Source organism: Rahnella perminowiae, from assembly GCF_019049755.1.
GTDB classification, from domain to species: domain Bacteria; phylum Pseudomonadota; class Gammaproteobacteria; order Enterobacterales; family Enterobacteriaceae; genus Rahnella; species Rahnella perminowiae.
The window spans coordinates 1-10,628 of record NZ_JAFMOS010000466.1 but is presented as its reverse complement, the minus strand read 5'-3'; the positions used below and the strand labels follow the sequence as shown (position 1 = coordinate 10,628).

The 10,628-nt window shown below is 48.1% G+C and carries 14 protein-coding genes and 3 tRNA genes; 3 read left to right on the top strand and 14 right to left on the bottom strand.

Annotated elements, in window-relative coordinates; genetic code table 11:
• On the top strand, window positions 1-665 hold a 665-nt coding region (locus J1785_RS08445), incomplete at its 5' end, for an acyltransferase family protein (RefSeq protein ID WP_217219214.1).
• A 60-nt stretch (window positions 666-725) separates the two neighbouring features.
• Here the strand turns inward: J1785_RS08445 and J1785_RS08440 are convergent.
• The 3 genes from J1785_RS08440 to J1785_RS26870 all read right to left on the bottom strand — a co-directional run bounded on the left by J1785_RS08440 (window position 726) and on the right by J1785_RS26870 (window position 2,174).
• Entirely contained in the window at window positions 726-986 is a 261-nt protein-coding gene (locus J1785_RS08440) for a hypothetical protein (protein WP_129951860.1), read from the bottom strand.
• A gap of 431 nt (window positions 987-1,417) precedes the next feature.
• Window positions 1,418-1,777 (bottom strand): DUF2502 domain-containing protein, encoded by a 360-nt coding sequence (locus J1785_RS08435; RefSeq protein WP_129951861.1) that lies wholly within the window; start codon window positions 1,775-1,777, stop codon window positions 1,418-1,420.
• 265 nt (window positions 1,778-2,042) lie between these two features.
• Window positions 2,043-2,174: a hypothetical protein gene (locus J1785_RS26870; protein ID WP_013576285.1), complete on the bottom strand. Its 132-nt coding sequence runs from the start codon at window positions 2,172-2,174 to the stop codon at window positions 2,043-2,045.
• 179 nt (window positions 2,175-2,353) lie between these two features.
• On the opposite strand from J1785_RS26870, the gene J1785_RS08430 reads away from it, so the two are divergent.
• The gene (locus tag J1785_RS08430) at window positions 2,354-2,566 is read left to right on the top strand and encodes a YccJ family protein (protein WP_129951862.1); all 213 of its coding nucleotides are present in this window, start codon (window positions 2,354-2,356) and stop codon (window positions 2,564-2,566) included.
• A 75-nt stretch (window positions 2,567-2,641) separates the two neighbouring features.
• Here J1785_RS08430 and J1785_RS08425 read toward each other — a convergent pair whose 3' ends face one another.
• The 3 genes from J1785_RS08425 to J1785_RS08415 all read right to left on the bottom strand — a co-directional run bounded on the left by J1785_RS08425 (window position 2,642) and on the right by J1785_RS08415 (window position 3,867).
• Window positions 2,642-2,905 carry a hypothetical protein gene (locus J1785_RS08425; protein WP_015690199.1) on the bottom strand — a complete coding sequence of 88 codons (264 nt, stop codon included), beginning with the start codon at window positions 2,903-2,905 and terminating at the stop codon, window positions 2,642-2,644.
• A gap of 48 nt (window positions 2,906-2,953) precedes the next feature.
• Complete coding sequence (locus J1785_RS08420; protein ID WP_217219213.1) at window positions 2,954-3,229, bottom strand: hypothetical protein; 276 nt, start codon at window positions 3,227-3,229, stop codon at window positions 2,954-2,956.
• A 128-nt stretch (window positions 3,230-3,357) separates the two neighbouring features.
• Entirely contained in the window at window positions 3,358-3,867 is a 510-nt protein-coding gene (locus tag J1785_RS08415) for a YlaC family protein (RefSeq protein ID WP_129951864.1), read from the bottom strand.
• A 177-nt stretch (window positions 3,868-4,044) separates the two neighbouring features.
• On the opposite strand from J1785_RS08415, the gene J1785_RS08410 reads away from it, so the two are divergent.
• Complete coding sequence (locus J1785_RS08410; protein ID WP_217219212.1) at window positions 4,045-4,521, top strand: GyrI-like domain-containing protein; 477 nt, start codon at window positions 4,045-4,047, stop codon at window positions 4,519-4,521.
• Between the two features lie 5 nt (window positions 4,522-4,526).
• Here J1785_RS08410 and deoR read toward each other — a convergent pair whose 3' ends face one another.
• The 8 genes from deoR to uvrY all read right to left on the bottom strand — a co-directional run bounded on the left by deoR (window position 4,527) and on the right by uvrY (window position 10,333).
• Window positions 4,527-5,291: a DNA-binding transcriptional repressor DeoR gene (gene deoR / locus J1785_RS08405; RefSeq protein WP_217219211.1), complete on the bottom strand. Its 765-nt coding sequence runs from the start codon at window positions 5,289-5,291 to the stop codon at window positions 4,527-4,529.
• A gap of 83 nt (window positions 5,292-5,374) precedes the next feature.
• Window positions 5,375-6,034 (bottom strand): metallophosphoesterase, encoded by a 660-nt coding sequence (locus J1785_RS08400; RefSeq protein WP_217156495.1) that lies wholly within the window; start codon window positions 6,032-6,034, stop codon window positions 5,375-5,377.
• A gap of 756 nt (window positions 6,035-6,790) precedes the next feature.
• Window positions 6,791-6,876 (bottom strand) — tRNA-Leu (locus J1785_RS08395).
• 11 nt (window positions 6,877-6,887) lie between these two features.
• A tRNA-Cys gene (locus J1785_RS08390) sits at window positions 6,888-6,961 on the bottom strand.
• A gap of 58 nt (window positions 6,962-7,019) precedes the next feature.
• Window positions 7,020-7,095: transfer RNA gene (locus J1785_RS08385), tRNA-Gly, on the bottom strand.
• 148 nt (window positions 7,096-7,243) lie between these two features.
• The gene (pgsA, locus tag J1785_RS08380) at window positions 7,244-7,792 is read right to left on the bottom strand and encodes a CDP-diacylglycerol--glycerol-3-phosphate 3-phosphatidyltransferase (RefSeq protein WP_129951868.1); all 549 of its coding nucleotides are present in this window, start codon (window positions 7,790-7,792) and stop codon (window positions 7,244-7,246) included.
• 56 nt (window positions 7,793-7,848) lie between these two features.
• Complete coding sequence (gene uvrC, locus J1785_RS08375) at window positions 7,849-9,684, bottom strand: excinuclease ABC subunit UvrC (protein ID WP_129951869.1); 1,836 nt, start codon at window positions 9,682-9,684, stop codon at window positions 7,849-7,851.
• Window positions 9,685-9,691: 7 nt separating this feature from the next.
• Entirely contained in the window at window positions 9,692-10,333 is a 642-nt protein-coding gene (uvrY, locus tag J1785_RS08370) for a UvrY/SirA/GacA family response regulator transcription factor (protein WP_129951870.1), read from the bottom strand.
• Window positions 10,334-10,628 lie beyond the last annotated feature (295 nt).

Genomic DNA, 10,628 nt, shown 5'->3' with positions numbered 1-10,628 from the left:
GCCGTACAAACAGCTTAGGAAAACTCTCAATTATCTTTTTATTTATCGGTTTAATTTACGCAGCATTTAACCGAAGCCTGTATCTTTTTGCGCCGCATTTACTTTCCAACGGTGCATTTAATTTCATTGTCATGCAGACACTGTTTTATCTGCCATTTTTCATCCTGGGTGCGCTTGCTTATAAATTCTCCTGGCTGAAAGAACTGTTTCTGAAACCGTCGGCTACCGCCGGTGTAGTCAGCATTTTCCTGTTCGCGGCTTACATGTTCAATCAACATGTCAATACACCCCAGCTGTACTCGATGGAAATCGATGCCATCATCACAACCCTGCTCGGGTTCCTGATGGTCAATGTGGTGTTTTCCTTCAGCCACTATTTACTCAATTTCCAGGCACCGTGGATCACCTACCTGGTCAATTCATCCTTATTTATCTATCTTATCCACCATCCTTTAACGCTGATTTACGGGGCGTTCATTACACCGAAAATCCATAGCGACTGGTTGGGGTTCTGGCTGGGGCTGGTATTTGTATTCGGTATCGCCTTTTTGCTGTATGAGATCCATAAGCGCATCCCTATCCTGCGGTTCCTGTTCTCAGGCAAACCACAGCAGCCGGTTAAAAAGAACTCAACCGACGTGCCGCCGCAGAATCAGGCTTCCTGATGCCAGACGACAAAAAGCGCCCTCAGGCGCTTTTTGTAAGACGGATAAAGTAAGAGGGGATTATTTAGTGCTTATCAGTCCCATTGATTTTGCCCACTCTGAAATGTGCCCCCGATAAAAGAAAGTGATGTCCAGCTCCAGCGAACATTCCTTTGAGGGTGTCACGCTGCCCAGACACGGGTATTCCTGCGGACGATATTCAAAAAGAAAATCATCCATTTCCTCATCAGTCAGCAACTTATCGCCTTCTATTTTATCCTGATAGAAATAGGCATCCAGCATCCAGGTACGGTATTCAAAGTCGTTTTTAATCAGTTGCATAGGGATAATCTCGCTAAATGACATATTACATATCTGACAGGGTTTTCCCCTGTGTGACGGCCTGTTTCATCAGATATGTGCCGTAGTCGAGCCATCCATTGCCGATCTCATAACAGGAAATTAACATACAAATGATCATTAGCAAGCTGCAATTGCTCTTAAAAGGCTTTTACCGAACTCATCCGCACTTAATAGCAAAAAAACACATCCTTATATAATTCAAACAAATGAATCACGTCACTTTCATTGATAAACCAATTAGTTAGGAGAATATTATTAATCGCGGGGGATAAGGGCCAGGCTAGCTTAGGATGGGATGGGATGGGATGTGAAGGGAACAGAACTGACATTGGGGATACTTTTGCATCGCCACTGCCAACCCTGTTCCCAAAATCTTTTTAACGCCTGTCATTCAACTCATCAAACTTGTGTTACCAACGCCCCGGAGGCGGACCTTCGCGCCAGTGTCCCGGAGGGCCATCACGCCAGTGACCAGGAGGACCATCGCGCCAATAGCCGGGTGGCGGACCTTCATGCCAGTATTCATGATGCCAGTAGCGTGGCGGTGGTGCCGGTTCGTAATAAACCCAGTGACCGCGGCCTTCATCACGATAATGATGCTCCCACCAGCCCGGTGGACGCCAGTCGCCCCCATCCCAATAGTATCCGCGGTCGTCACGGTCACCGATATGCAGTGACAACCCTGGCATATTAACGCCAAGCTCGACGTTCGCCTGTGCGACAGCTGGCAAAGTTAGCAAAACGGCGAGAACTAAAATCAGTTTTTTCATTGTGAACCTCACAACCTGCTTATCAGGTGGTGACAAAGTACTCCCGGCTATCTTCCTGTTCTATAGGAATTTATCCCAAAAAAAAACCCTTAACGGAACCCTTACAATTGCATCAGTACGCCATTGCGGGCAACCCGTTGCAACGCTATGGCGGCAAAGGAAATTCAGCGCATAAGGGCGAAGTAACCCTGAATGACAGATACAAAAAAACCGCCGTGGCGGTTTTCTGTTTGCTGCTTTGTTGTGCGAAATCAGCCGGGCAAAATCAGATTTTGCAGCCTTCGCAGTCACTTTCGTCCTGAACGGCTTCAGGCACTTCCGCTGCTTTTTCAGCTGCTTTAACTTCGGCAGTTTCCAGTGCAGCATCAATGTCAAAATCAAAAATATCGTCGCTCATTCTCATCACCTTAAATGTTCAAAATCGTATCCAGTATAAACGACAGGCCATGCCCGGCGTCGGTTTTTTTGTGCCCTGAGGCCGCAGGATTTGCATAAAGTGCCTCGGGAAACCATAGTTATAGTGAATGCAACTGTGTCACGGAGACACTTTTTCGAAATAAATATGAGGAGAACCGGATGACGACGTCAAACATCAAAGCGTGGGCAAATACCCGTGAAACCTCTCACGAAATCGCTGAGGCCATTTTCGAACTGGCGAATAACGACGAGACGCTGGCACAGAAAATCTGGGAAGAAGGCAACGATGAAGTATTGCCTATCGCATTCGCCAAAACCAAGGAAGACCATTTGTTCTGGGGCGAAGAGAAGATTGACCGGAAAAATGTCTGATAATCACTGCGTCAGCGGCTGACAACCAGCCCTGAGTCTGACTTAGGGCTGAATCTGCGTTAAAGCATCAGGGCGTTAGCTGTCGAAGCCAAATCCCATTTTATGTGCCCACTCAAAGATTTGCTCTTTGTAGAAAAAACGTGGTTCACACACCCCTGGCTCGCCGGGTGTCTGGATCATCACAGCCACGCACGGATAAGCCACCGGGCGGGCGTCAAAGATAAAATCATCCACTTCCTGATCGGCAAACTCAGAGGTTTCGCCTACCGCGCTCGCCTGGAATATTTCATCCATTATCCACTGACGGTATTCAAATTCGTTGCTGATAAATTTCATCATTCACCTCTGCCTGGCTTTTACTCTGCTTGCGGCCATTGCCGGATTAAATCAATCGTGTAAGGCGTCGCCGCCACAGCAAGGACACACTTCGGCACGGGCCACGGACATTTGTGCACTGCCGTCGCTGTCCCACTCCACTCTCAAAGGTTTGCCGTTATCGTGTTCGGCTTTGATGAAACGATCAAAATGCGCAGCCTGCCCGGTCATCGTTTCGGTAACTAACAGTTCATCGCCACCATAAATGCGTGCGGTAGCTTGTGCATCCTGTTTTTCGCCCGAAATGATTTTGTGCAGATGATGAATGGTAAGTTTGATTCGTTCCACTGGTCGCTCCTGTAACGGCTCAACATCTTTTTTCGCACAGTGATATACATTCACGAAAATGATGTCCAGCCGCTATTTTATCAGAGCATGCAGGGTAACGTCATGGCCTGTTGCCATGTTTAGCGGTGTTATGAGTGAGCTAACTGTGCGGTTCCGGTGCCGTCTGGCAACTGGCGCTCCAGCCGGGCCAGATCATAGACATCATAGAAATCCACAAAACCTTTGTGGCGGACAATCGATTCTATCCGGTTTTTAATGTGTTCACTGACCTCAGCAGCGCTGAGAATTTGCTTCACGGCATCAGCGGGAAGCTCACGGCTGAAATACCATTCGCCGTTATAGCAAACGCGTAAATCGAGCACCCCGATATCTTCATAGCGATAAACCGGTTTAATTTCCAGCAATAACATCGCGGACATAAAGATCAGGAAAGCCGTAAATCCGATAAACCATCCGAGCCCCATATAAGGTGAAACGTACATGACGATGCCTACGGCGATATACCCAACCAGCATAGCCAGGCATAACCATGGGTGATTTACAAAAAACTCAGCATTGATCCGCGCCTTACCATCGCGCCCTTCCAGGCGGTTGATGCGATCAATTTCACTGTTTAATACGTTTTTGATTACGTCCATCTCATACCTCATTGCGTCACGACTATAATGCAATCTGATTGTATTATTTTATCACGACAACTGTTATAGCGCGTAGAGCAGTTAACCGCTGTTAATCGTCAAACTGTTATAGTTTTGCACTTACATTCTACTCACCATGGAATCCGCTCAATGCATGTCAGATAAAAGGAGATCATCATGGCATTATTAATTGTAGAGAGACCGGCCAAAAAGCTGGTCAGCTACCGGGTGGTTGGCCCCTATCAGGAGTCAATCCACAGTGGTTTTCAGCAACTGATGAAATGGGCTGCGCGGCACCATCAGACGCAAAATGAATGGCTGACGTGGTTTCATGATAATCCTGATATCACGCCGGCAGAAGCTTTGCGTGCTGATCCGTCAGTATGTGTAGCCGATAATTTTATTCTGGATGATGCACAGGGACTGGCGTTGCAAACATTGCCGGGAGGCACGTATGCGGCGTATCACACCACAATAACAGACGGCAATTTTGAAAAGGTCTGGCGGGAATTCTATAGCCAACTGCTGGCCAGTACGACCTATCGTCCGGACGGAAAAGCGTGCTTTGAACACTATCTCAGCGACGGTTCCAACAATGGCATCTGGGAAGTGGTTCTCTATCAGTCAGTCGAAAAAATCCCGGCAATCCGCTGAAAGCGTTAAACCAGCAATGCAATATCGGACTGCACACAAAAATCGAGATAAGCCTGTGGTGGTTCAGCATCGCTGACCACCACATTAAATCGTGCGAGGGGTGCGATAGCGGCGGGCCTGACCTGATCAAACTTGCTGCTGTCAGCAACGAGAATACTCTGCGCTGAGCGTTCTATGGCCTGATGTTTCATCAGTAACTCATCAAAATTAAAACACGTCACACCGTGCCCGATCGTGACGCCCGCAGCGGAAATAAAAGCTTTCGCCGGGCGGATAAAGTCGAGCTCACTGCTGCGTCCGAGAGGCGTAAAAATGCTGTTACTGGATTTAAACGCCCCACCGCACAGGATAACTTCGCAGTGAGGTTTTTCCTGTAGCGCAAGAAAGGTATTCAGCGAATAGCAAATGGCGGTAAACACCCGGTCATCGACAATATTTTCAATGACATAAGGCATTGTTGTACCGCAGTCAAAAAATACCGTGTCATTATCCTCGATCAGGCTGGCCGCGCGGGCAGCAAGGCGTTGTTTCTCAGCAATATGGCGTGTTTTCTGTTCACTGATAAAGTAATGCGTCGCCGGATTATTTTTCGGATCAATAACAATATAACCGCCAAGCAAAATTACCGGCGCAGGGGCCGCGCTGAGGTCCCGACGGACCGTCATTTCCGAAACATCAAGCAGTAAGGACGCTTCTTTAAGGTGAATTTTGTCGGTCTTTTTTAATGCCAGCAAAAGACGCTGGATCCTGTCTTCACGCTTATTTTCCATGATGCTATCTCACGCCTTCCCGGTTCGCAGCCGCCCACTATACCGCTGCCCGCCAGCCACCGCAAACCCCGCTAACACTGACATTACTGCAACTGACGAAGTGTCAGATAACCGCCAAACACAGCACCCGTATCAATATAAAACTGATTGGCAAATTGCATGGCAGACTCGACCGGCGTATGTCCAAAATAAAATTCATCAGCGCCCGTAATCGACTGAAAACGACCGGCCAACGCATAATTCACACGGTCACGATTCCAGATAACTTCATAACCATCCATAGGTTTACCGAAAACATATTCGCCGGAAGGATAATCAGCATGAGCCACTACGATGTGCCTGCCCGCACGGGTGGTGAGTTCGAGGATATGTGGCAGCTTGTCAGCCTGTAAAATCAGCGCTTTTGCCTGTTCCTGTTGCTCCTGATCAAGTGCATAAAACCAGTCTCCGCCATTACGTAACCAGCGCGAGATATTCTCTTCGTGTATGGCATCAATCGCCATCTGCTCGTGGTTTCCACGTACACAGGCGAACCAGCTTTCATTAAGCAGTTTCAAACAGCCGACACTGTCAGGCCCACGATCGGCCAGATCGCCCACCGATAACAGCAGATCACGGTGGGGATCGAAAGCCACTTTCGCCAGTTTCTCCTCAAGCAGACTCAGGCAACCATGCAAATCGCCGACAATATAAATGTGTCTGTATATTGAACAATCAATACGCTGGTACAGAGCAGAAATCATACTTGGCAAAAATCCATAATCGGAACGAATACCTTAAGTGTAATGCAAGATGATGAGGAGAAAAGCGGAGAAAAGTGGCAGAAAACTTTCCTCTTCTCATCAGCGGCTTGTGCGCTCTCTACACTGAGTTGGCGCTGAAATCCACTGATAATTAAATTATCGTTAAGTAACTGACGCCTTTTTGTGCTAGACTATTGCCCGCTCTAAGTAAAACCGGAGGTTTTATGAGTTCCACAGTTTTAAGCGCTCAAGACGAGTGTCCGTTGTGTCAAAGCACGAATAAGACGTCGGTTAATATGTCGGCGAAAATAGTTACTGTGACCTGCACTTCTTGTGGCCGGTACAGTATCTTCCGCAAAACCATGGAAGAGATCTCAATCGACAGGAAGAAACGCGTTGCTCTGCAGGCGTTTTTCACCAGCCAGCCTAACTACCATTTGCCGCTATCAATCAGGGCATTGAGCAACACTGATTCATCGGGTGAATTCTGACCCTAAAAACGCCCCTCGGGGCTGTTTTAATCTCTGTTTTCTTCATCCCTTTTAATTCAACATCCGACACCGTGTTCAGAATATTTCATTCTGTCTGAGGCCGTGTGCGTGAAGGATGTATCGAAGAAACACTTAAGGCCCCTGTACAGGTGGCCTTTTTTATTGCATCAGGAAGGCATGAATTTCAGGCATAAAAAAACCACCCGAGGGTGGCTATAAACGACATTACTACTGTATTGCTTTTGATTATTCGGTTAATTTTCCATGGTACCCGGGACGAGACTTGAACTCGTACAGCCATAAGCCGAGGGATTTTAAATCCCTTGTGTCTACCGATTCCACCACCCGGGCTCCGGGAAAATTGGAGGCGCGTTCCGGAGTCGAACCGGACTAGGCGGATTTGCAATCCGCTACATAACCGCTTTGTTAACGCGCCTTAAATCTTACTACTTGTCTTGCACTTAAACCAATTCAACAATCAGTTTAAGAAAATTTGGAGCGGGAAACGAGACTCGAACTCGCGACCCCGACCTTGGCAAGGTCGTGCTCTACCAACTGAGCTATTCCCGCTTTAATCAGAACATACTGATTTTTTTAACTAATCTTTTGGCACAAGACTGGCTGCCTTCCGATGCGTTGCATTCTACTGACCTGACAGATTGAGTCAATAAAATTATCTGCTTCATGCGATCGTTTGACGTTTTTTGCGGCAGTTTGATCAGGGTTCCAGCAAATCATGGCGCGCAGCGTTCAGATATTGGAACATTGACCAGAAAGTCAGCACTGCCGCAATATAAAGTGCAACGACACCCACCCACACCACGATGGCATCAGGACGCCATAACAGCGCGACCAGCGACAGCATTTGCGCTGTGGTTTTCACTTTACCGATCCAGGAAACCGCCACACTGCTGCGTTTGCCAATCTCAGCCATCCACTCACGTAGCGCGGAAATAATGATTTCACGGGCAATCATGGTGGCGGCCGGGAGAGTAATCCACCAGGAATGAAAATACTCAGCCACCAGCACCAGCGCAATCGCCACCATCACTTTATCGGCGACCGGATCAAGGAATGCACCGAAACGCGTCGTCTGCTTCCAGCGGCGAGCCAGATAGCCGTCAAACCAGTCTGTCACGGCAGCAAAAACGAAAATCAGCGCACAGGCCATTGATGCCCACGGATAAGGCAGGTAAAAGGCCAGCACGAAGAACGGTATCAGTACAACGCGGAACAGGGTAAGGCACGTAGGTATATTAAATTGCATAGCGAAGGTAACTGTTTGTCCGGTGTGGATATTATGAGTATGTTGCTACATTGCCCTTAGTGTTTCAACGCATTATGAATCTTTTCTGCCAATGCGATTGAAATACCCGGTACCTGCGCAATTTCCTCTACGCTGGCATTCAGTAATGGCTGAATGCCTCCCATGTACTTCAGTAAAACCTGACGCCGTTTCGGTCCGACGCCTTCAATTTCTTCCAGTGCGCTGGTCGTACGGACTTTTGCACGTCTCTGCCGGTGGCCGGTAATGGCATGGTTATGCGAATCATCACGAATATGCTGGATGAGATGTAACGCCGGTGAATCCGCAGGTAACGCGATCCCTTCACCTTCTGGCACAAAGAACAGAGTTTCGAGCCCGGCTTTACGATCCGCACCTTTCGCAATACCAATCAGTAAAGGTTTAGATTTGTCCCACTCTACATTCAGCGAATGAAACACATCCAGCGCCATGCCGAGTTGCCCTTTACCACCATCAATAAAAATGACGTCAGGAATTTTATTATCATCGAGCGCTTTGCCATAGCGACGTTGCAGTACCTGCGCCATCGCCGCGTAGTCATCGCCGGGCGTAATACCGGTAATGTTATAGCGCCGGTATTCAGAACGTACCGGACCATTGCTGTCAAAAACCACGCAGGACGCGACCGTCTGCTCGCCCATAGTATGGCTGATGTCGAAGCATTCCATGCGGTTAATTTCCGCAAGATGGAGTGTTTTTGCGAGTTCTGACATCCGCTGATGGATTGTCGACTGCTGCGCCAGTTTGGTCGTCAGCGCAGCAGAGGCATTGGTGCGCGCCAGTTTCAGATAACGGGCACGGTCGCCCCGTGGTTTACTCTGGATTTGTACTTTGCGCCCGGCCAGTTCGCTGAGCGAATCGGCCAGGAGATCTTTTTCCGCCAGACTGAAATCCAGCAGAATTTCACCGGGCAGTGTCCGTTGCTGACTGCCCTGTAAATAAAATTGTCCGACGAAGGTTTGCACCACTTCGCCCAGATCGGTGCCGCCCGGTACTTTTGGAAAATAACTACGGCTGCCTAATACTTTGCCCTGACGGATAAACAGAACGTGCAGGCAAGCCATGCCTGAGTCGAAGGCCACGCCAATCACATCCAGATCTTCGCTGTTACCCGACACGAACTGTCGTTCTGTCACACGGCGTACAGCCTGGATTTGATCGCGTATCCGTCCGGCATCTTCAAAACGCAGCGTTTTACTGGCCTCTTCCATGCGGTTGACGAGTTGCGTGACCACCTGCTGGTCTTTACCGGAGAGGAAAAGGCGCACATATTCCACCTGATCTTTATAATCCTCCTCACTCACCAGCCCTTTGACACACGGCCCCAGACAGCGGCCAATCTGATATTGCAAACAAGGACGTGAACGGTTGCTGTAAACGCTGTTTTCACACTGGCGTATCGGGAAAAGTTTTTGCAGCAGCGCCAGTGTCTCACGTACGGCATAGGAATTCGGAAAAGGCCCGAAATACTCGCCTTTGGCGTGCTTAGCGCCGCGATGTACTGACAGTCTTGGATGGTTATCCGCGCTGAGGAAGATCAGCGGATATGACTTATCATCGCGCAACAATACGTTATAACGTGGCTGATAAAGTTTGATGTAATTATGTTCAAGAAGCAGCGCTTCGGTTTCCGTGTGGGTCACGGTGACATCAATTTGCGCGATGTTTTTGACCAGAGTTTCGGTTTTACGGCTGGAAACCTGGACGCGAAAATAACTCGAAAGACGTTTTTTGAGGTCTTTGGCTTTACCTACGTAGATTACGGTGCCGCTGGCGTCATACATTCTGTAGACGCCCGGCTGGCTGGTAACCGTTTTCAGAAAGGCTTTTGGGTCGAAACGCTCATCACTCACTGCCTGATTAAGTCTCCGTGTTGAATAAACCGTGTCGTATTGCCAGATGTGTTAACTCAACATCACCGCTAATATTTAATTTACTAAACATCCGATAACGATAACTGTTAACGGTCTTCGGGCTCAAGCTAAGTTGTTCAGAAATTTCATTGACCTTTTGCCCTTTAGTGATCATCAGCATGATCTGCAGTTCACGCTCCGATAAGGAATCAAAAGGCGTTTCGGACTGCGGTTCAATCTGGCTTAATGCCATTTGCTGAGCAATGTCGGAGGCAATATAACGCTGACCCGAGTCAACCAGACGAATGGCATTGACCACTTCCTGCGGAGCCGCCCCTTTGCTCAGGTAACCGGAAGCCCCCGCCTGCATTACTTTGGCTGGCAGCGGATTTTCAGTATAAATCGTTAAAATGATGATCTTGATACCGGGGGAAAAGCGGACGATTTTTTTGGTCGCCTCAAGCCCGCCAATACCTGGCATATTCATATCCATCAGGACGATATCAACGTCATTGGTCCGACACCATTTGACGGCATCTTCACCGCATTGCGCCTCACCAACAACTTTGATGCCTTTGATATCTTCCAGAATGCGTCGGATCCCTGCGCGCACCAGTTCGTGGTCATCAACAAGAAGAACGCTAATCAAAGAGAATTCTCCAAAAAATAAGGGCAACACACCGTCAGGGACTTCACACTTGTCTTACGTAAACCTACGTAGCGAACATTAAATTTGCTCTCAGACAGCTTATAAATGAAGAGAAGGTGACAAATAAGAGGCCAATATCAACAAACTCGCCCCACTACCGCTCATCGGTAGTATTTTTAAAACAGAAAGATACTGTGATTTATTATAGCCTGCGTATTTTACTCTATCAGGCGTTCCTGACCAAGAAATGTCTGCAAAAAACTAGTTTGCTGAATGTAAATGAGAAGTACAATCA

Coding starts and splice junctions, on each gene's coding strand:
- J1785_RS08440 (WP_129951860.1), bottom strand. CDS start 986: ATGCAACTGATTAAAAACGACTTTGAATACCGTACCTGGATGCTGGAT.
- J1785_RS08435 (WP_129951861.1), bottom strand. CDS start 1,777: ATGAAAAAACTGATTTTAGTTCTCGCCGTTTTGCTAACTTTGCCAGCT.
- J1785_RS26870 (WP_013576285.1), bottom strand. CDS start 2,174: ATGAGCGACGATATTTTTGATTTTGACATTGATGCTGCACTGGAAACT.
- J1785_RS08430 (WP_129951862.1), top strand. CDS start 2,354: ATGACGACGTCAAACATCAAAGCGTGGGCAAATACCCGTGAAACCTCT.
- J1785_RS08425 (WP_015690199.1), bottom strand. CDS start 2,905: ATGATGAAATTTATCAGCAACGAATTTGAATACCGTCAGTGGATAATG.
- J1785_RS08415 (WP_129951864.1), bottom strand. CDS start 3,867: ATGGACGTAATCAAAAACGTATTAAACAGTGAAATTGATCGCATCAAC.
- J1785_RS08410 (WP_217219212.1), top strand. CDS start 4,045: ATGGCATTATTAATTGTAGAGAGACCGGCCAAAAAGCTGGTCAGCTAC.
- deoR (WP_217219211.1), bottom strand. CDS start 5,291: ATGGAAAATAAGCGTGAAGACAGGATCCAGCGTCTTTTGCTGGCATTA.
- J1785_RS08400 (WP_217156495.1), bottom strand. CDS start 6,034: ATGATTTCTGCTCTGTACCAGCGTATTGATTGTTCAATATACAGACAC.
- pgsA (WP_129951868.1), bottom strand. CDS start 7,792: ATGCAATTTAATATACCTACGTGCCTTACCCTGTTCCGCGTTGTACTG.